The 20,520-nt window shown below is 44.7% G+C and carries 21 protein-coding genes; 10 read left to right on the top strand and 11 right to left on the bottom strand.

All coding sequences use genetic code 11. The features are described from left to right. The first annotated feature begins 278 nt into the window (after positions 1 to 278). The 7 genes from AAC855_RS16345 (at position 279) to AAC855_RS16315 (ending at position 7,119) form a co-directional block, all read left to right on the top strand. Positions 279 to 1,022 (top strand): HAD family hydrolase, encoded by a 744-nt coding sequence (locus AAC855_RS16345; protein WP_340610996.1) that lies wholly within the window; start codon positions 279 to 281, stop codon positions 1,020 to 1,022. A gap of 46 nt (positions 1,023 to 1,068) precedes the next feature. Further along, positions 1,069 to 2,073 carry an AfsA-related hotdog domain-containing protein gene (locus AAC855_RS16340; protein WP_340610994.1) on the top strand — a complete coding sequence of 335 codons (1,005 nt, stop codon included), beginning with the start codon at positions 1,069 to 1,071 and terminating at the stop codon, positions 2,071 to 2,073. Between the two features lie 75 nt (positions 2,074 to 2,148). After that, the gene (locus AAC855_RS16335; RefSeq protein ID WP_340610992.1) at positions 2,149 to 2,412 is read left to right on the top strand and encodes an acyl carrier protein; all 264 of its coding nucleotides are present in this window, start codon (positions 2,149 to 2,151) and stop codon (positions 2,410 to 2,412) included. Between the two features lie 34 nt (positions 2,413 to 2,446). Next, entirely contained in the window at positions 2,447 to 4,288 is a 1,842-nt protein-coding gene (gene asnB / locus AAC855_RS16330) for an asparagine synthase (glutamine-hydrolyzing) (RefSeq protein ID WP_340610991.1), read from the top strand. Between the two features lie 85 nt (positions 4,289 to 4,373). Beyond that, positions 4,374 to 4,859, top strand: a complete 486-nt coding sequence (locus AAC855_RS16325; RefSeq protein ID WP_340610990.1) for an ester cyclase — start codon at positions 4,374 to 4,376, stop codon at positions 4,857 to 4,859. Then, on the top strand, positions 4,846 to 6,030 hold the full coding sequence (locus tag AAC855_RS16320; protein WP_340610989.1) for an MFS transporter: 1,185 nt from the start codon (positions 4,846 to 4,848) through the stop codon (positions 6,028 to 6,030). Before AAC855_RS16325 ends, AAC855_RS16320 begins: the two co-directional genes overlap by 14 nt. 180 nt (positions 6,031 to 6,210) lie before the next feature. Further along, entirely contained in the window at positions 6,211 to 7,119 is a 909-nt protein-coding gene (locus AAC855_RS16315; protein ID WP_340610987.1) for a LysR family transcriptional regulator, read from the top strand. Between the two features lie 190 nt (positions 7,120 to 7,309). Here the strand turns inward: AAC855_RS16315 and pgpA are convergent, their stop codons facing one another. From pgpA to tgt, 10 genes are all read right to left on the bottom strand, one after another. Next, positions 7,310 to 7,801: a phosphatidylglycerophosphatase A gene (pgpA, locus tag AAC855_RS16310; protein WP_228860143.1), complete on the bottom strand. Its 492-nt coding sequence runs from the start codon at positions 7,799 to 7,801 to the stop codon at positions 7,310 to 7,312. Next, complete coding sequence (thiL, locus tag AAC855_RS16305) at positions 7,794 to 8,840, bottom strand: thiamine-phosphate kinase (RefSeq protein WP_340610985.1); 1,047 nt, start codon at positions 8,838 to 8,840, stop codon at positions 7,794 to 7,796. The genes pgpA and thiL overlap by 8 nt, the downstream gene beginning before the upstream one ends. Positions 8,841 to 8,940: 100 nt before the next feature. Continuing rightward, on the bottom strand, positions 8,941 to 9,357 hold the full coding sequence (gene nusB / locus AAC855_RS16300; RefSeq protein WP_086954179.1) for a transcription antitermination factor NusB: 417 nt from the start codon (positions 9,355 to 9,357) through the stop codon (positions 8,941 to 8,943). Positions 9,358 to 9,384: 27 nt separating this feature from the next. Further along, a complete protein-coding gene (gene ribH / locus AAC855_RS16295) occupies positions 9,385 to 9,855 on the bottom strand; it encodes a 6,7-dimethyl-8-ribityllumazine synthase (protein WP_340610984.1) in 471 nt (156 codons plus the stop codon). Positions 9,856 to 9,944: 89 nt separating this feature from the next. After that, a complete protein-coding gene (gene ribD, locus AAC855_RS16290; RefSeq protein WP_340610981.1) occupies positions 9,945 to 11,084 on the bottom strand; it encodes a bifunctional diaminohydroxyphosphoribosylaminopyrimidine deaminase/5-amino-6-(5-phosphoribosylamino)uracil reductase RibD in 1,140 nt (379 codons plus the stop codon). A gap of 10 nt (positions 11,085 to 11,094) precedes the next feature. Then, positions 11,095 to 11,544: a transcriptional regulator NrdR gene (gene nrdR / locus AAC855_RS16285; protein ID WP_340610980.1), complete on the bottom strand. Its 450-nt coding sequence runs from the start codon at positions 11,542 to 11,544 to the stop codon at positions 11,095 to 11,097. A gap of 144 nt (positions 11,545 to 11,688) precedes the next feature. After that, entirely contained in the window at positions 11,689 to 12,657 is a 969-nt protein-coding gene (gene secF, locus AAC855_RS16280; protein ID WP_099108729.1) for a protein translocase subunit SecF, read from the bottom strand. 10 nt (positions 12,658 to 12,667) lie between these two features. Further along, positions 12,668 to 14,515 carry a protein translocase subunit SecD gene (gene secD, locus AAC855_RS16275; RefSeq protein ID WP_340610978.1) on the bottom strand — a complete coding sequence of 616 codons (1,848 nt, stop codon included), beginning with the start codon at positions 14,513 to 14,515 and terminating at the stop codon, positions 12,668 to 12,670. 28 nt (positions 14,516 to 14,543) lie between these two features. Beyond that, the gene (yajC, locus tag AAC855_RS16270) at positions 14,544 to 14,882 is read right to left on the bottom strand and encodes a preprotein translocase subunit YajC (protein ID WP_092549041.1); all 339 of its coding nucleotides are present in this window, start codon (positions 14,880 to 14,882) and stop codon (positions 14,544 to 14,546) included. 170 nt (positions 14,883 to 15,052) lie between these two features. Next, positions 15,053 to 16,177: a tRNA guanosine(34) transglycosylase Tgt gene (gene tgt / locus AAC855_RS16265; RefSeq protein ID WP_340610977.1), complete on the bottom strand. Its 1,125-nt coding sequence runs from the start codon at positions 16,175 to 16,177 to the stop codon at positions 15,053 to 15,055. Positions 16,178 to 16,779: 602 nt separating this feature from the next. On the opposite strand from tgt, the gene AAC855_RS16260 reads away from it, so the two are divergent. Continuing rightward, positions 16,780 to 17,646 (top strand): phage tail protein, encoded by an 867-nt coding sequence (locus AAC855_RS16260; RefSeq protein WP_340610976.1) that lies wholly within the window; start codon positions 16,780 to 16,782, stop codon positions 17,644 to 17,646. Between the two features lie 90 nt (positions 17,647 to 17,736). On the opposite strand, the gene queA is transcribed toward AAC855_RS16260, so the two are convergent. Next, positions 17,737 to 18,837 carry a tRNA preQ1(34) S-adenosylmethionine ribosyltransferase-isomerase QueA gene (gene queA / locus AAC855_RS16255; RefSeq protein ID WP_340610975.1) on the bottom strand — a complete coding sequence of 367 codons (1,101 nt, stop codon included), beginning with the start codon at positions 18,835 to 18,837 and terminating at the stop codon, positions 17,737 to 17,739. Between the two features lie 105 nt (positions 18,838 to 18,942). Here queA and AAC855_RS16250 point away from each other — a divergent pair, with 105 nt between their 5' ends. Next, positions 18,943 to 19,566 carry an acyl carrier protein phosphodiesterase gene (locus AAC855_RS16250; RefSeq protein WP_340610973.1) on the top strand — a complete coding sequence of 208 codons (624 nt, stop codon included), beginning with the start codon at positions 18,943 to 18,945 and terminating at the stop codon, positions 19,564 to 19,566. 155 nt (positions 19,567 to 19,721) lie between these two features. After that, a complete protein-coding gene (locus tag AAC855_RS16245) occupies positions 19,722 to 20,324 on the top strand; it encodes a peroxiredoxin C (protein ID WP_340610971.1) in 603 nt (200 codons plus the stop codon). The last annotated feature ends 196 nt before the right edge of the window (positions 20,325 to 20,520 follow it).

Raw genomic sequence — 20,520 nt, 5'->3', positions numbered from 1 at the left:
AAAGGTTCTGTCAAGAGACAGAACCTTTTTAATTGTTTCCTGTTAGTTAACATATACTTTCCTAGAATCCTGTTCATTATTCATAGTCATTCGCTTATCATCATAAACGTTTAATTATCATATTAATAACATTTTGTTATCATATTAATATAGCTGAGTTTGGATGTTATATGCCCTTTCTTATACTTTTATTTTCCGAGCTTCGTTTCGGAGAAATAATGATTTCGAAAGAAAGGCTGCGAATATACCAATCCATATTTAGATCGTGGAGGAGTTAAATGTCACAGCCTATTCGAAAAGCAGGAAGCTCTTCAATCTGTCAAGAAAGATGCCAAGCAGCATTCTTTGACTTAGATAGTACGATTCTTGATATGCATACAATGATCCTATTCGCTCAATATCTGGGCAGAAAGAAAATAGTCAATGAGCAAAAGATTATTGAAATGCTCAATGCAGTTAAGAATGCGGAAAAAAATGGAGCATCCCGAGAAAAAACAAACGGTTTATTTTTCAAAATATTATCTGGAATTAAACAAGATGATTATTTTGACCTTGGGTTTCAATGGTGGAATTCGGCAGAGAAGAAACTCTTATCTCCGGTTTATCAGGAATATGAAAAACTCAAAATAAATGGTGACCATGTAGTCGCTATTTCTGGATCGTACTCTTGTTGTGTACAGGCAATCGGAGAATCGCTTGGCATGACGGCCTGGTATGGCTCTGAGCCAGAAATTAACAATCGCATTTTAACTGGGTCCGTTTGCGTTGCTATGGTTGGCGATTGTAAAAGGCGAAAAGTACTCGAATACCTTTTTACCCATTCAGAAAACATCATATCGTCACTGGCTTTTGGAGATCATCCATCCGACTTTCCAATGCTTTCAGCAGTGAACTCAGCGTGCTATGTGCATAGCTATCCGGTAGACGAAGCAAGTCTGTCATATGCCAAAACCCAAGGCTGGCGGCTGATCGATGTCAGCGGAAATACTGCTACCAAAAATTTGGCTTCAACTAGTAACTGAAAGCATAGGCTAAGCAGCTTCGAGCGAAGTGCAGAGGAAGACCTTCATGACTGAAAATAATAATGCATCAATGAACCTGGATTTTGAGAGGACACTCCCCATTTCCCTAGTTCATAAGCCCTCTAATGATTCCGTTCTTTTAACTGATTATGTAGCAATCTCTCCTGATGAGACGATATTAGGTGCTCAAATTCCAAGATCTCATGGTCTCTATCAAGAAAATATCCTTGAATCGAGAGGCTATGATATCGCGGCACTGGTCGAAATATGCAGGCAAGCATGTTTTGCAATAGCTCATAATCAGTTTGGCTTGTCATTGGCAGAAAACCGATATCAATTTTTGTTCCGAGAACTTAAGGTGACCGTCAACCCTGAAGCATTAGATATACGCCATCCAATTGGTCGGTTTATTCGAGTTATCGTGAATAGCAAAGTGGAGAAGGAAACCCGTAATGCAGGTCGAACAGCGGGTCTGCAATGGCGATATGTTCTCACAGATCCCACATCTTCAACCGAGATTGCAGTCATTCAGATAAGGCAAAACTTCGTAGACAGAGTACAGTGGAAACGAATTCGCGTTGATATGTGTAAGCAACGCGGAGTTCAGTTTCAGGCTCCTATCGAAGTCCCTGAAGATAGTGAGCTAAAACCAGCTGAAGTTGCTCGCTGGAATCCCCAAAATATTGCATTGCTGCGCGTCACTCATAAAGATGGTGGCTATATTGCGCTTGCTAGATTTGATCCGAGGCATCCCGTCTTATTTGACCGACCAACTGCCGATCACATATTTGCTATGACTCAACTGGAAGCGAGCCGACAATTAGCTATATACGCAACAGCCAAAATAAAGAATATCGATGCATTTAGATTGAAAATAATTAAATGTGATGCGCTTTTTATCTCAATGTGCGAACTAAACACCCCAACTGAACTACACGCAAAATTATCAAAGAATGAACAAAATAGCTGTGTAATGACTGTCTCTATACAACTCATTCAGTCGGGCAGAACTGTTTCTGATTTTTCCATAGATGTACAAGAAATTATCTAATTTTTAATCAAACATAAAATCGTCATTTTTTACTAATAGCCATACTTGTAATAGCGTTCTAAACCGGGGCCGATTATGAAAGATTTCAATATAAAAGAACTAATAGAATTTTTGAAACAATCAGGTGAACAAGACGAATTCTCTGAGGTTGAGCTGACAGAACTACATGCAGATACTGAATTTAGTGATATGGGATTTGATTCGTTGGCACTTCTGAATGTAGTAGAACATCTTAAACAAAAGTTTGGGATCGAAATTCCTTATGATATTGCGGTTACCGCAAAAACACCGAAGGAACTCCTAGCCTTAATTCAGAAAAATACAATTAGCCATGCGTAATTGCCAATTAGACTAATTATCTTGCGAGAATAATATGTGTGGAATTGCTGGGTGGGTGGATTTCAAAATAAATATTAAAGAGCAGCTTACTGAAGTTGCTCAAATGACTCGTACTCTGATTAATCGTGGTCCAGATGCTGAAGGGATCTGGCATTCTGACCACGTTGCATTTGGGCATCGTAGGCTTGCTATTATCGACCTAGAAGGTGGAAAACAGCCTATGGAAGCTGAGGTTATGACCAGCAACTCTGCTGTCGTTACTTTTTGTGGAGAAATATATAACTACCGTGAACTGCGAGACGAACTGAAGAGCCTGGGACATGATTTTCGCACCAGTAGTGATACAGAGGTTCTGCTTAAGGCGTTCTTGCAATGGAATGTAGGAGCAGTAAATAAGCTGAATGGTATGTTTGCGTTTGGTATTTGGGATAAACACAGGCAAGAGCTTATTCTTGCCCGAGACCGAGTAGGAGTGAAGCCTCTCTACTACTTTCCCACAGAGCATGGAATAATTTTTGGCTCTGAGCCTAAAGCTATTCTTGCAAATAAACACGTTCCTCGGCGCGTCACATTAGATGGTCTGCGTGAATTGTTAGATATGGTCAAAACCCCTGGAAAGACCATTTATGAGGGTATGTATGAAGTACGACCCGGAGAAATTATAAAATTCAGCCGGCAGGGGTTATTTAAAACAACATATTGGAAACTGGAAGCATCTCCTCATACAGATAGCTACGATGCCACAGTCCAAACAGTAAGGTCGTTGTTAGAAGATACGGTGCGTCGACAAATAATTTCAGATGTCCCTATTTGTACGCTACTGTCTGGAGGGCTGGATTCGTCTACAGTGACCGCTATGGTTGCGAAAGAATTAGGATCAACTAAGGTACGATCTTTTTCTGTAGACTTCTCTAAAAACCAAGGTAATTTCGCTGCGGATTCAGTACGTGGCTCACCGGATGCTCCATTCGCTCGGGCTTTATCTGAACACGTTAAGTCTGAGCATTCGGAAATATTACTTGATAGCAAAGAATTACTGGATCCCTCAGTGCGAGCAAGTGTCTTAAAAGCCACAGATATTCCTCCAGCGTACTGGGGAGATATGTGGCCTTCTCTGTACCTCCTGTTCAGAGAAATTCGGCGCTACTCTACTGTCGCACTTTCTGGCGAGGCAGCAGATGAAATATTTGGTGGATATCAATGGTTTCGCAACCCTGCTGCAGTTCAGGCGGATACCTTCCCTTGGCTCACATCCGGCTCATCCCGTTATTTTGGTGGTACTCAACTCTTTGCTCCAGATTTTCTTCGCCAGCTAGATCAGCAAGCATATCGACAAGAAGCTTATCAAGATGCGCTAAGGGAGGTTCCCGTATTACCTGGCGAGTCCCCTGAAAATCGACGCATGCGAGAAATCACCTATCTGAATATGACTAGATTTTTACAAACGCTTCTCGATAGAAAAGATCGTATGAGCATGGCGGTTGGTTTAGAGGTACGAGTTCCATTCTGTGATCACCGCCTTATTGAGTATGTCTTCAATACACCATGGCAGATGAAAGTAGCTGACGGACGAGAGAAAAGCCTGTTGCGAGCTGCTGTAGCCGACCTTCTTCCCGATTCCATTCTGAATCGCGTTAAAACGCCGTATCCAGCCACACAGGACCCAAGGTATGAAAACGGGTTGAGGCAAGAGCTAAGAGAAGTGATAGAAGACCATAATAATCCGGTCTTACCTTTGCTAAATTTAAATAAAACCAAAACCCAACTTGAACGAGCGGGTCAGGATACGAGTCAACCCTATAATCGCGGTAGTTTGGAGGTTGTTCTATGGATTAATCGCTGGTTAAAAGAATACAACATTGAACTGGCCATTTGAACGGAGTTCGCCAAAGGTCTCGATTCCCGAATAATATCGTAAATACGCCATTTATTCGGGATCAATATTTCATCTGGAGTAATGTATGAGTGCCGATAACTCTGAATTGCTGATCCCCAAAATTATCCTCACCGATGACAAGAATTCAGATATTGCAGTAAATAAAAACATTCTGGCTGTAAGAAAATTCATCACTTTTTGGCAAAATGGCAATGAATCTCTTGCTCGTGCAGTGATAGCTGGAAATTACCGTGACGGTTCGCTTCCTGCTGGACGTCCTACCGGAATCGAAGGAATATTAGGTGCTGCAAGAGTATTACATACCGCGATCCCAGAGATTAGTTGTGAAATTGAACAACTCCTGACTCTGGGTGATCGCGTTATTACACATCTTCGTTTTAAAGGCCATTTTACTGGGACGTTTAACTCAACCCAAGGTAAAAACCAACCAGTGGAATATATTGCCATTGATATTTATAGATTAATCGATGGTTTTATAGTGGAAAGCTGGCATCTGGAAGACAACCTATCCCTGTACACTCAACTAGGGGTTATCAATGCAATCCAATGAAATGAGCCGCTCATCCTCAGAAACTGAGCTACCTCGCTTACCTGTATTGGCACTTTTGGCGCTTGCCGCCTCGATTTTTATAACTATCTTAACGGAAACACTACCTGCTGGCCTGCTATTGCCGATTAGTGCTGGCCTCAAAATATCTGAGGCGATGGCTGGACAGTTAGTTACTGCCTATGCAATAGGCTCTCTTATTGCTGCCATACCGTTAAGCATAGCAACACGTAGCTGGGATCGGCGTCCATTGCTGATACTGACAATGGTAAGTTTCGCAATTATCAATTTGATCACTGCATTATCGTCTAATTACTGGTTAATACTGGCAGCACGCTTTCTTGCTGGTATGAGCGCAGGCCTTCTGTGGAGCATTATTGCTGGCTATGCTGCTCGTATGGTTCCAGACGAATTAAAAGGGCGGGCAATCGCTATTGCGATGGTAGGAACACCTCTGGCACTGTCTTTAGGTTTACCTGCGGGTACATTTCTGGGAGAGGTTTTGAACTGGCGCACTGTATTTGCTGTGATGTCAGCAGCCAGTATATTGCTGATCATCTGGATACGATGGAAAATGCCAAATTTACCCGGTCAAGATATCAGAACAAAATTGACACTGAGGAGGGTATTCGTGCTCCCCGGAATGCGATCAATCTTGCTGGTGTTAATCTGTTTCATTCTTGCTCACAATATCCTTTACACCTATATAGGCCCATTTGTTGTTCCATCTGGCTTGAGTGATGAACTCAGCAGAGTATTACTCGTATTTGGCATTACCTCTTTAATTGGTATTACATTCGTTGGTAGTCAAGTTGACAAACACCTACGGAAGCTAACTTTCGCTAGTATCTTATTATTCATCTTATCAGCAACCGGTCTCGCTATTGGCTACGAAAGCCAAATCGTAATTTATGTCGCTATCGCTTTATGGGGATTGGGATATGGCGGGTCATCAACGATTTTTCAGACTGCAACAGCACATACAGCAGGAGCAGATATTGATGTGGCTCAAGCGATGACAGTCGTGGCGTGGAACCTATCAATAAGCGCAGGAGGAATATTGGGCGGCTTACTTTTATCCTTCGGCCCACATACGTTGCCGATAACCATCTTACCACTTCTTTTTGTTGCACTACTGACGGTTTGGAATGCGTCTAATCACGGCTTCAAATGAGAATATCTCATTACTATGCACCCGATGTTGGCCTCAAACCACTACTGGTGTTAGTTGTATGACTAACATTGAATTTACTGTGGCGATAGATAGCATCTATCGCCACAGCTAACCGCTTTAATTGTATACCATTCACGAATAAGCTCTACTGCATGATCTTAGCAATCGCAATGGAGAAGTATGATGGATACACTCAAAAGTCTGAAAGTGTTCTGCGAAGTTGTAGAAATGAACTCCTTCAGCGGTGCGGCAAAGCAACTCGGCATCTCTACTGTCATGGTGAGTAAGCACATAGCGCATTTAGAAGTAACCCAACAAACAAGGCTTCTTAATCGAACAAGCCGTAGTATTAGCCTGACAGACTCAGGCAGGTTGTACTACAAAAGTTGTCGTGAAGCTCTGGACATTCTTGAAGAAGCTGAAGTCATGCTGGGACACCACAATGGTTCCGTCAGTGGAACCCTCCGAGTCACAGCTCCTCAATGGTTTTCTAATCCCCAGTTTGCACATCTGCTCATAGATTTTCAGAACGCCTATCCCAAGGTTAATTTCGAGCTGATATTGGACAATCAGAGACTGGATTTGGTTGCTGGGCGATATGATCTTGCTCTTCGTGTCACTGATAAGCTATCCCCAACACTGATCGTACGTCCACTGACAAAAATAGATTTTATGTTGGTCGGCTCACCCTCTTACTTCGCCAAGATGGGATATCCTCAATCAACGCAAGATTTAAACCTGCATAGTTTAATTTTGCCTATTTTGTCTGAAATTGACGGTCTCGAAGTTCGTAAAGATCAGGAAGTGAATAATATCGGCGGTATTCGTCCACTACGAACCAATGACACGACATTATCGCTGCAATTAGCTTTAACCGGATCCAGATTAGCCTATTTACCTTACTGGATAATTGCAGATGAACTAAAAACGGGAAGATTACAGTTAGCAATTAATAATGTTGCTTTCTCTCGAACTCTTTATGCTGCATACAAAAATCGCAGCTTTCTTGCCCCCAAAATTCGGGCGTTCATTGATTTCTTGGCAGTGAGATTAGCTGACCTCGAACTCACTAAGTGTAGCGATCTGTAAACGAAAAATACAAAACCTGTAAGACACGTTAGCACTGGCTTTTATCATTTCATGTATAGCTCCCGACATGAATTGAGCAAATAATACACTTAAGACGTCAACAGTCTCAGTATATTAAGAAGATTGCAGATGAAATTAGCCACTGTAAACAGTGGCTAATCAGTCAGTAATGCGGGTAACAGTAAGAGATTCAGAAAGGCAACAACTGGTAAAAATTAAGCAGCCAAATAACAATGACCGCAAAAATTGCAGCGATAATATCATCCAGCATGATCCCAACTCCGCCTTTAACATAGCGGTCAAACCAGCGGATCGGCCACGGTTTCCACATATCAAAAATACGGAATACCACAAATGCGACTAAAACCCATTGCCAGTTGAGGACTGGGATCGCCATTAAGGTAATCCACATTCCGATAAACTCATCCCAAACCACACAGCCCGGATCATCTACCTTCATGGCATCGGCGGCTTTCTGACAAATCACACAACCGATTATGGTACCTAACAGAATAGCCAGCCAAATCCCCCATTGCGGTAACTGTACCAGCAGCAACCAGAATGGAATAGCCGCCACAGAACCCATTGTGCCCGGCATTATCGGCGATAATCCGCTACCAAATCCGGTAGCCAGCAAATGCCACGGATTGCTCATCTTCAGGTGGCGTTTTGCGTCATCCATGTGTTCCCTCCGTCTGGTCATCCTCTGCATGCTCTGATGGATAGTGAGCTTCCTGTAGTTTTTTATCCGTTCTGAAATGGTCAAACCCTTTCAGATCCAGCTCAACTTCTTCGTTATTGTTAAAGTAGCGGATGCCTTCTGACTCCGGCCTGATTTGCCCGATACAGCAAAAACTGGCACCTGTATGTGCCAAGGCCATATTTAATGCACCACGATTCAGCTCCGGTACAGTAAAGCACAATTCATAATCTTCCCCACCACTCAACGCCCAGTTTAAGGCCTGTTCCGGCGTTGCATATTTCTGCACTGCTTCAGAATAAGGCAGGGCATCAAGATTAATACGTGCGCCACACTGGCTGGCAGTCAGGATATGATTCAAATCAGAAATCAGCCCATCAGACAGATCAATCGCTGATGAGGCCAAATCACGCAGTGCCTGCCCTTGCAAGACTCGCGGCTGTGGACGAAGATGGCGTTTAACTAACCAGTTGTGGATCGATGTTTCTTCGATTTTCAGACGATCCTGCAACAAAGCCAGCCCTGCCGCACTATCGCCCAACGTTCCGGTGACATAAATCCAGTCACCGTTTTTAGCACCAGTACGACGTAATGCTCTACCAGCGGGAACCAGACCATGTACAGTCAACGTCAGGCTCATCGGGCCTTTGGTTGTGTCTCCGCCAATTAACTGCATTCCGTAATAGTTCAGTTGTTCAAACAGACTATCACTAAACCGCTTTAACCACTCCTCATCGACAGCAGGCAAGGTTAGGGCCAACGATGCCCAAGCGGGATCTGCCCCTACAGCAGCTAAATCACTGATATTGACAGCCAGTGCTTTATATGCCAAATCTTCTGGAGCAATATCAGGCAGAAAATGAACACCAGAAACTAATGTATCTGTTGTCACTGCCAGTTCTTGTTTTTCTGCAACGGTCATCAGCGCACAATCATCACCAATCCCTAGATTCACATCACGTCGGCGGATAACATGGCGATTGAAATAACGTGCAATGAGGTCAAATTCACCACATGCCATAATAGAATTCCAAAAAGTGACTGACGATAAGAACATGAGGCCGGGAAACCGGCCTCATGTTTAAAATCATCGAGTTATAATAGGGGCTATTGGCAGGCAATCACTTCTTTTTACGTGCTACCGGGCCAGCTTTGTCCAATACCCCGTTCACGAATTTATGGCTGTCTTCAGCACCGAAGGTTTTCGCCAGTTCGATACCTTCATTGATAGCCACTTTGTAGGGGACATCATCACGAAAGCTTAGTTCAAACATCGCAACGCGCAAGATAGCCTTTTCCACCTGACCCAACTCTTCGAGCTGGCGGGAAAGATAAGGAGCCATCAAGGCATCCAATTTTGTCGCATTGACCGCTACCCCGGACAGCAATTCACGGAAATAGGTGACATCAACACCGTTTACGTCCTGCTCTGACAGAAACTGCAATTCAACATCTGCGATGCTGTTTTTAGATAATTGCCATGAATAAATTGCCTGAACAGCACACTCACGAGCACGACGACGAGCAGCAGGTTTCACAAAATTCCCCTTAATTAAAACTAAAACTTAAGCCTTAATGGCTTTAATTACATTGATCATTTCCAATGCGGTCAAGGCAGCTTCAGCGCCCTTATTGCCCGCTTTAGTACCCGCGCGTTCAATTGCCTGTTCAATATTTTCGGTTGTCAGAACACCAAATGTGACAGGAATATTGCTGGACATTGCCACGCTGGACAGGCCAGAGCTACATTCGCCGGCAACATATTCAAAGTGGGCCGTACCGCCACGGATAACAGTACCCAAAGCGATCACCGCATCATATTTTTCGGACTCCGCCAGTGCCTTAACGGCCAACGGCAATTCATAAGCCCCCGGAACCCATACTACGGTGATATTGTCCGAAGAAACCTGACCGATGCGTTCCAGCGCATCCACGGCCCCTTCCAACAGGCTGTCATTAATGAAGTTGTTAAAGCGGGCGATCGCAATAGCGATGCGGGCTTCAGGAGCTGCAACAACACCTTTGATTACGTTCATAGCCTTCCTTATATCTTATTCATATCCGCAGGGGCGCGGATCTTATCACATTCTTTTTCTCTGCGTCTTGATTTATGTTCAAACTTAAATCAGAGCGGTTTTAAACGAAGCCGGACATCAGGCCCGATCTGTTTTACATCAATCAGCGTGAATTCAGGCGCATCCGATAACTTTTGCAATTCAGGGATAGCGAACAGCCCACGGGCAGTATTGCCTAATACTTTAGGAGCGATATAGAGGATAAGCTCATCCACCAGACCCAGAGACAGTAATGCACCCGCCAGTGTCGGACCACATTCAGCCCAGACAGAGTTTACCTGACGTTTGCCAAGCTGCATCATCAACAGCACTAAATCAACACCTGTACCGTGTACCGGCAGTAATATTTTTTCTATGTTATCAGGCCATTGCTGTTCATTTTTATCAGCACTATCTGCGCTATCTGAACCCTCTATGTTAGCGTGTGCTAACCAACATTGACCGGTTTGTTGAACTACCTGATGCTGCGGTGTTACCCGGTTTTTACTATCCACAATGATGCGAACAGGCTGACGTAAAGATTCCTGCGGATAGGCCGCCTGTGTTTCTGCATCCAACTCATTCCAGCGGACTGTCAGTGACGGATCGTCTGCCAATACCGTCGCACTGGAGCTCAGGATGGCACTGCATTGTGCTCGCAGTTTCTGTACATCCTGCCGGGCGGCTGGTGAGGTGATCCACTTACTTTCACCTGATGCCAGTGCGGTACGCCCATCCAGTGATGCTCCCAGCTTCAGTTGCAGATAAGGAAACCCAGTGCGCATACGCTTGAGGAATCCTTTATTCAGCATTTCGGCCTGTTCCATCATCACGCCATGCTCAACCGAAATACCTGCCTGCTGCAATTTATATAAACCGCGTCCCGCTACCTGTGGATTCGGATCCTGCATTGCCACTACAACGCGGCTGATACCTGCTGCAATCAGAGCATCAGAACAAGGAGGGGTTTTACCGTGATGGCTGCATGGCTCAAGAGTCACATAAGCGGTTGCACCTTGTGCTTTTTCACCGGCCATACGAAGCGCATGAACTTCGGCATGGGGTTCACCGGCGCGTAAATGAAAACCTTCCCCGACTATCTGGTCATCTTTAACGATCACACAACCGACATTCGGATTCGGGGATGTGGTAAAACGCCCCTGATACGCCAATTCCAGCGCACGGGACATATATGTTTCATCAAGAGTCATATAGCAGCCTCTAGTCTTGTAGTCTGGCGATCTCTTCGCCAAATTCCCGGATATCTTCAAAACTACGGTAGACGGATGCAAAACGGATATAAGCTACTTTATCGAGCTTTTTCAGTGCATCCATCACAAAATTTCCAATCATTTTAGACGGGATTTCACGTTCTCCCGTTGCCCTAACCTGAGATTTAATGTGGCTAATGGCTATTTCCACATCATCGGAGCTGACAGGGCGCTTTTCCAGTGCTTTCTGCATACCACGACGCAATTTTTCTTCGTCGAAAGGCTCCCGAACATCATCACTTTTAATCACTCTGGGCATGACCAGTTCTGCAATTTCAAACGTGGTGAATCGTTCATGACATTCGAGACACTGACGGCGGCGGCGCACTTGTGAGCCATCCCCTACCAGACGGGAATCAATAACTTTTGTATCAACGGCTGCGCAAAATGGGCAATGCATATTGTTTCCTGACAGTTAACCGAACAGGAAGACAGTTTAACCTGAAGTGATAATGAAAAACACCCTGTAAGTGAGCACTCACAGGGCGTTTAAATTAGACTGCTTATGTTATTAAAAGCTATGTAATAACATACAGAAACATAATTAAGGAAGAATGGACGGCTGATCTGCCCCTTCTTTCTCTACTTTCTGCACAATCATATGCTCACGCTTCATACCCAGCTTTAACGCCAGTGCAGAAGCAACATAGATGGAAGATGCCGTACCAATGGAAACCCCGATTAACATCGCCAGTGAGAAGCCTTTCAGCATTTCGCCACCGAAGATATAAAGCATCACTACCACCAACAATGTTGTTGCAGAAGTCATGATCGTACGGCTCAGAGTCTGAGTCAGAGAAACGTTCGTAATTTCATACGACGTACCACGACGTATCTTACGGAAGTTCTCACGTATACGATCCGAAACCACAATACTGTCATTCAGTGAATAACCGATAACAGACATCAACGATGCGACAATAGTCAGGTCAATTTCAATGTGGAATAACGACAATACGCCCAAGGTAATGATGACGTCATGAGCCAGTGCGATAACAGCCCCTAGCGCCAGACGCCATTCGAAACGGAACCCGACATAAATCAGGATACAGATTAGCGCCACCAACAGAGCCATTGCCCCGGTCTGTGCTAATTCGCTACCCACGCTTGGGCCTACAAATTCAACTCGTTTAACAACCGCGTCTTTATCTATATCCGCGTTAATGACCGAGATGATTTTATTACCCAGTTCCTGACCCGCGTTACCTGTTGCCGGAGGCATACGAACCATCACATCACGGCTGCTGCCGAAGTTTTGCAGAAGTGGATCAGCAAAACCATTTTTCGCCAGACTCTCACGCATCTTGTCCAGATCTGCGGGCTTGCTCAGGTTGATTTCAATTACCGTACCGCCGGTAAAATCAAGCCCCCAGTTAAACCCACGCGTTGCCATCATAGCGATGGAAGCGACCAACAGCAGCAATGAAATAGTAAAAGCAACGTTGTCCCAGCGCATAAAGTCAATGACTTTACGCCCATAGTTTAATTGTTCAACAGTATAATCCTGTGCCACAACGTGCTCCTTAAATTGACAGCTTATTGATGCGCTTACCACCATACAGCAAGTTCACGATTGCACGTGTTCCTACAATGGCAGTGAACATTGATGTCGCGACACCAATACTGGTTGTGATTGCAAAGCCCTTGATGGAGCCTGTTCCCACAGCATACAAGATCACAGCGGTAATCAGCGTCGTCAGGTTGGCGTCGATAATACTGGAAAACGCACCTTTATAACCTTCATGTATCGCCTGCTGTACCGTACGCCCGTTACGTAGCTCTTCTTTAATTCGCTCGTTTATCAAAACGTTCGCATCGACGGCAACGGCCAGAGTCAGTACGATCCCTGCAATACCCGGCATCGTAAGTGTCGCCCCCGGCAGCAGAGACATAACACCGACAACCAGGACTAAGTTCGCCAACAGAGCGCTACTCGCGATCAGTCCGAATTTACGGTAGTAAACCACCATGAACAGTACGGAGGAAATCAGCCCCCACAAACAGGCTTCAAGCCCCTGTTCGATGTTCTGCAAACCAAGAGTTGGCCCGATTGTACGCTCTTCAACAATCTGAATGGGTGCAATCAGCGCACCTGCGCGCAACAATAACGATAGCTGACGGGCTTCGTTCGGGTTACTAATCCCTGTAATACGGAAACTATTCCCCAGACGAGACTGAATAGTCGCAACGTTGATGACTTCTTCATGTTTAGCCAAAAGCGCACGACCGTTAGCATCTTTCTTACCGCTGTCTTTATACTCCACAAACAGGGTAGCCATCGGCTTCTGTAAGTTATCTTTGGTGAAGTTAGACATCGCAGTACCACCGGCACTATCCAGTGAGATATTGACCTGCGGATAACCGTTCTCGTCAGTGCTTGAGGTTGAATCGGTAATATGGTCGCCTGTCAGGATCACGCGCTTATACAGCACCACAGGATTGCCATCGCGGGTATATTTCAGCTCTGAATCGCCCGGAATACGGCCCGATACAATGGCACTCTGATCGACATTGGTGTTGACCAGACGGAATTCCAGTGTTGCCGTTGCACCAAGGATTTCTTTCGCGCGGGCGGTATCCTGAATACCCGGTAACTCAACAACAATACGATCCGCACCCTGACGCTGTACCAGAGGCTCAGCAACGCCTAACTGGTTAACACGATTACGCAGGATGGTGATGTTCTGCTGAACGGCATAAGAGCGGGCTTCGCGCAGACGCTCATCCGTCATAACCACTTTCAGTGTACTGTTATTACCTGTAGAGAATACAAGGTCACGGTGACGAGGTTCGAGATAGTCTTCTGCTTTAGAACGGGCATCATTATCACGGAAACGGATTTCTACGCCGTAATTTTCTGCCTTGCGGATAGTGGAATAAGCAATGCCCTGTTCACGCAGTTCGGAACGCAGGCTATCAATATTCTGTTCCTGAAGCTTACTCAGGGCGGTGTCCATATCAACTTCCATCAGGAAGTGAACCCCACCACGCAAATCCAGCCCCAGTTTCATCGGCTCTGCGCCGATTTTACTTAACCAGACGGGTGTCGCAGGCGCAAGGTTTAATGCCACGACATATTGTTCGCCCAAAGCCGAAACCAGTGCTTCACGGGCGCGGAGCTGAACATCAGTACTATTGAAACGAGCAAGGATTGCCCCATTTTCCAGCGCAATGGACTTACTCTGAATATGATCTTTATCTAAAACATTACGGACTTGGTCCAGCGTTTTTTCACTGGCGGCGATACCTCGCGCGCCAGTGATTTGTACAGCCGGATCCTCACCATAAAGGTTGGGAAGTGCATAAAGCAGACCGATGAGGATCGCAGCGATCAGCATCAGATACTTCCACAAAGGATAACGGTTCAACACGGCAGTTCCCTTCGGGAAAATCGGAAAATTAAATAGCTTTCATCGTACCTTTCGGCAGAATGGCAGCAACGAAATCACGCTTGACAGTTATTTCTGTGGTGTCATTCAGGGCAATAACAACGTAACCCGTTTCAGACACTTTAGAGACACGACCAACCAAACCACCAGAAGTCAGCACTTCATCTCCTTTGGAGATGGAATCCATCAGTTTTTTATGTTCTTTGGTGCGTTTTTGTTGTGGACGCAGGATCATGAAATAGAAAATCAGGCCGAAAACAACCAGCATGATAATCAGAGAATATGGGCTTCCCTGAGCTTGTGCTGGCGCACCAGCAGCTGCCGCAGCTTCAGAAATAAAAAAACTCATCAAATATCCCTCATTGTTATCGAAAACACTTATTTTGCGAAAAAACAGTTTACAAACAAACAGATTACGAAAATTGGTTATCGAAAAAATTGCTATCGAAAATCGACAGTGGCTCGATCAAAAACCAGCCCAATATGCTACACACATTGAGGCTGGTTAGTCACGCCAAATTATACATTTAACGGTGGAACGGGTTTACCGATCCGCTGATAAAACGCTTCAACAAACTGTTCCAGTCTGTCTTCTTCAATGGCTTGACGAATTCCAGCCATCAGACGCTGATAATACCTTAAATTATGTATCGTATTCAGCCTTGCACCAAGAATTTCGTTACAACGATCAAGGTGATGCAGATACGCACGGCTATAATTCCGGCAAGTATAGCAGTCACAATGCTCATCTAATGGCGATGTGTCTTCTTTGTGTTTCGCATTGCGGATCTTGATCACACCTTCCGTCACAAAAAGATGGCCATTTCGGGCATTACGGGTCGGCATAACGCAGTCAAACATATCAATACCGCGACGAACACCTTCAACCAGATCTTCCGGCTTACCAACACCCATTAAATAGCGTGGCTTATCCTGTGGAATTTGTGGGCAGACATGTTCCAAAATGCGATGCATGTCTTCTTTTGGTTCGCCCACAGCCAGACCACCAACGGCGTAACCGTCAAAACCAATTTCCACCAGCCCTTTAACAGAGACATCACGCAAATCTTCGTAGACACTGCCCTGAATGATACCAAACAGTGCATTTTTATTGCCCAGCTCATCAAAACGCTGGCGGCTGCGGGCTGCCCAACGCAGTGACATTTCCATAGAACGTTTGGCATAATCCCAGTCCGCTGGGTATGGCGTACATTCATCAAAAATCATAACGATATCGGAACCCAGATCATGCTGGATTTCCATTGATTTTTCCGGGCTGAGGAAAACAGGCGTTCCATTGATAGGATTGCGGAAATGAACACCTTCTTCCTTAATCTTACGCATAGCCCCGAGGCTGAAGACCTGAAAACCGCCGGAATCAGTCAGAATTGGGCCGTGCCACTGCATAAAATCATGCAAATCGCCATGCAGCTTCATAATTTCCTGACCCGGACGCAACCAAAGATGGAAAGTATTTCCCAGCAGGATTTGTGCTCCTGTATCTTTAACCTCTTCCGGTGTCATACCTTTAACTGTGCCGTAAGTTCCCACAGGCATAAAGGCAGGAGTTTCCACGACACCACGATCAAAAATCAGACGGCCACGGCGGGCATGCCCATCCGTTTTTTGTAACTCAAATTTCACTTAACCTCCAGACATCAGAAAAACAGTCTGATGTTTGACATAAAATGATGCATTCTAAACACTAATGACGCCACTGTACACGCCAGCCTTGTGATATACGGTATGTCAATATTTGCCAATTTTTGCGTCATTCTTACTTCTTTGCGACATAATTTTGTCACCGTTGACACATCATTAAAAAAATTTGAAAACTTTTATGCACCAAGTCTGCCCCAGCTTTTAGCTAATCCACTGAGATAGTGTCGGTTCAAAGAATTTGAAAAAAGTCGCATTAAGCGGCTTATCTGAATTGATTGGTTTTAATCCAATGCCAATTGGATCGGTCTGCATTCACAAAGTACCACCAACTTTTCTAATAAAAAGCATCCATCAACTAAAGACCAATTTTTCACTAACCCCATCAGTTATTTGATAAATTTCATTAATTACCCGCCTGTCATTGTATGTCATCCTGCAACAAAACATACAACCTATCAAATATCGTTTAAGACAGTTATTTCAGTATCGATGAACCACGTTATTGATATTCACTGGCGAAGCAGTATTCCAACGCCTTTATGTTACTTGGCAATGTGTATTGTTGATTAAATGAGGGAATAACTATGCAAGATAAAAAGCCTGATATCCTTGTTTCAGAAGAAAGTCACCTCGCTGTCGTTACAACGCCGGAATATGTTAAAAAAACGATTGCAGAACACGCTCAAAGCCGAAACCACCCAGATGCTACGCTACAAGATAAAGGTTTTACTATTCTGAGTAATGATACTGGCAGTGATAGCGAGACGATGGCGGCAACACCAAAAGCGGTTAAAACGGCTTATGATTTGGCGAATACGGCAAACAATAACGCTAATGATGCGAACAATGCGGCTAATAGCGCAAATGATAATGCTAATACTCGCTTAGCAAAGGATCAGAACGGGGCTGACATACCGGATAAGAAAGAATTTGTTAAAAACCTTGGAATAGAAACAATCATGGAAGGATTATCTTTGCCTGCTGGTGTTCCGGTACCTTGGCCAACAGCAACACCACCGGAAGGGTGGCTGATATGTAACGGTGACTCATTTGATACCGCAAGATATCCGCAACTTGCACTTGCTTATCCATCGGGTGTGCTACCCGATTTACGAGGAGAGTTTATTCGCGGTTGGGATAATAGCCGAGGAGTGGATACTGGCCGACATTTGCTTTCTCATCAAGCAGCCGATATTGCGCCACATAACCACAGAATTCACCGCATGTGGTCTAGATCCACTGCCGGAGCTGAGAATTTAGGGACAGGGAACGCCATTTTTAATAGCGTTCAAAAAAACATTAACTATGGTGCTGATCCCAGAGGATTAGGCATTGCCATAGGAATGGGGTCTGGTGGTTATGGTTATATGGATAATGCGGTGGCTAACTCAACAGGAAAAGAAACTCGCCCCCGTAACATAGCCTTTAATTATATAGTCAGAGCTGCTTAATTATGAGTCACCATTTAACCCGCAATTTTCTGCGGGTTAATCAATAGACTGATGCAATGTTTAAAATCGTTCAAACCAGCGGAACTGGAGTTACGCTATTTTTTCTTCAGCCACCCTCTCTTGTGCAGCCATTGAGTTGCGATTAATAAACATCGCATCACCATAACTAAAGAAGCGATACTTTTCAGTTACCGCTTCTTTGTAAGCGCTCATGGTATTTTTATAACCCGCAAATGCAGAAACCAGCATGATCAGAGTGGATTCCGGCAAATGGAAATTGGTAATCAGGGTGTCCACAACCTGATATTCAAATCCCGGATAGATAAAAATTTGGGTATCATCAAAAAACGGCGCAATAAGCCCATCCTGACAAGCTCGGGCAGCACTCTCCAATGAACGGACGGATGTTGTCCCCACCGCCACAACTTTATTGCCACGGGACTTACATGCCAGTACTGCATCAACAACATTCTGCGGCACTTCTGCATATTCAGCATGCATGATATGGTCTTCGATGGTATCTACACGGACTGGCTGAAAAGTTCCCGCCCCGACATGCAACGTGACAAACGCCATTTCGACACCTTTTTCACGTAAGGCAGCCAAAAGCGGCTCATCAAAGTGTAACCCGGCCGTCGGTGCAGCAACTGCGCCCGGACGCTCATTGTATACCGTCTGGTATAATTCCTTATCTGATTCTTCATCAGGACGGGCAATATAAGGCGGCAATGGCATATGACCAATTTCATCCAGAATGGTCAATACATCACGCTCATCATCGAAGCGAATTTCAAATAAAGCATCGTGGCGGGCCAGCATGGTAGCCTTCACGATCTGATTACTACCAGATGCTTTATCTTCACCGAGGATCAGTTCAGCGCCCTCTTTTGGCGCCTTGGATGCACGAACGTGAGCGAGTACTCGCTTATCATCCAACATCCTTTCGACCAAAACTTCTAATTTGCCACCTGTTGCCTTACGACCAAACAGGCGGGCAGGAATAACCCGGGTGTTATTGAAAACCAGCAGATCCCCTGCTTCCAGTTTATTCAGCACATCAGTAAAAATACCGTGAGTCAGCTCCCCCGTTTCCCCATTAAGAGAGAGCAAGCGGCAGCCACTGCGCTGTGGTTGGGGATAATGAGCAATTAACTCTTCTGGCAGTTCAAATGTAAAATCAGCGACACGCATTTTATCAGTATCATTCAAAAAAACAGGCGGACTAGTCTAGTGCTGCACGGGCAAGGGTGCAAGAAAGAAGCATATTAGTTTAACTATTTGCGTTATACTCTCACCATGAATTTTCTCGCACACCTCCATTTGGCCACATTATCAGAAAGCTCTCTGCTAGGTAATTTAATGGCGGATTTTGTCCGTGGAGCCCCGGAAGGCCGGTTCGCTCCTGATGTTGTCTCGGGCATTCGTCTTCATCGCAGGATAGACAGCCTGACAGATAGTCATCCACTGGTCATCGAAGCCCGGACTCTCTTTCGTAGCGAATATCGCCGCGTAGCCCCTATAACCCTTGATATCATCTGGGATCATTTTCTATCCAAGCACTGGAATAAACTCGAAAAGAATTACTCCTTATCTGAGTTTATTCAGCTAGCACGCAATCAAATAGAGCCCCATCTCAGTGTTACGCCTGAAAAATTTCAGGAATTGAATCAATATCTCTGGTCACAAAATCTGCTTATCCGTTACGCTGATCTGACCTGTATTGCCAACGTGCTACAGGGTATGGCGCGAAGACGCCCTAAATTATCTGCACTGGCAGGTTCTTATCAGGATATCGAGAGGCATTACTCTGATTTTGAAACACTATTCTGGCAGTTTTACCCGCAAATGATGGATCTGGTGACCAACAACAGCCTACCCGGGCAGGAAATTTCGTCAGAACCTTGCACTTTTTCCAAATAGCTTTATCTTATGGTAGGCCAAAAGGAATTAAAAATAGTTTATTAATAGGTAAAACCTATTATATCAATTGGTAATTTATCCTTTATTGCTATAACTTAATTCCTTATGCTGTAACCCGTTTCTACAAACACCTACAGAATTTTTAGGAGTCAATTATGGTTTTAGTAACCCGCCAAGCCCCTGATTTTACAGCCTCTGCGGTTCTCGGTAACGGCGAAATCGTTAATAACTTCAACCTGAAAAAACACCTGAATGGTCGTCCAGCTGTTATCTTCTTCTGGCCAATGGACTTCACTTTCGTTTGTCCTTCTGAGCTGATTGCTTTCGACCATCGTTATGAAGAATTCCAAAAACGTGGTTTTGAAGTTATTGGCGTTTCTTTCGACTCTGAGTTCGTTCACAACGCATGGCGTAAAACTCCAATCAGCGAAGGCGGTATTGGCGAAGTTAAATACCCAATGGTTGCTGACATCAAACGTGACATCATGAAAGCATACGGCATTGAGCATCCAGAAGCAGGTGTTGCTCTGCGTGGTTCTTTCCTGATCGACAAAAACGGTGTTGTTCGTCATCAGGTTGTTAACGACCTGCCACTGGGCCGTAACATTGACGAAATGCTGCGTATGGTTGACGCGCTGCAATTCCACGAAGAACACGGCGAAGTTTGCCCTGCACAGTGGGCAAAAGGCCAAGAAGGTATGGGCGCTTCCCCTGAAGGCGTAGCAAAATACCTGACTAAAAATGCTGACAAACTGTAATCTTCGTCAGTATTCAATCCTTTAATAGCATCACATTGTTAATGGATTCTATAAACCAGCCGCATTGTCGGCTGGTTTTTTTATTTACCGCCGCAAAGTTACTTCAAATCCGAAGTATACAAATAAAGATTCATTATTAAATATTCCGAATTATTGACTGACACACAGAAAATCATCTTTCAAAAATCCTGAGCTT

Source organism: Xenorhabdus bharatensis (assembly GCF_037996705.1).
GTDB classification, from domain to species: Bacteria; Pseudomonadota; Gammaproteobacteria; order Enterobacterales; family Enterobacteriaceae; genus Xenorhabdus; species Xenorhabdus bharatensis.
Note: the sequence above shows the minus strand (reverse complement) of the source record. Positions and strands in the feature narration are given on the sequence as shown.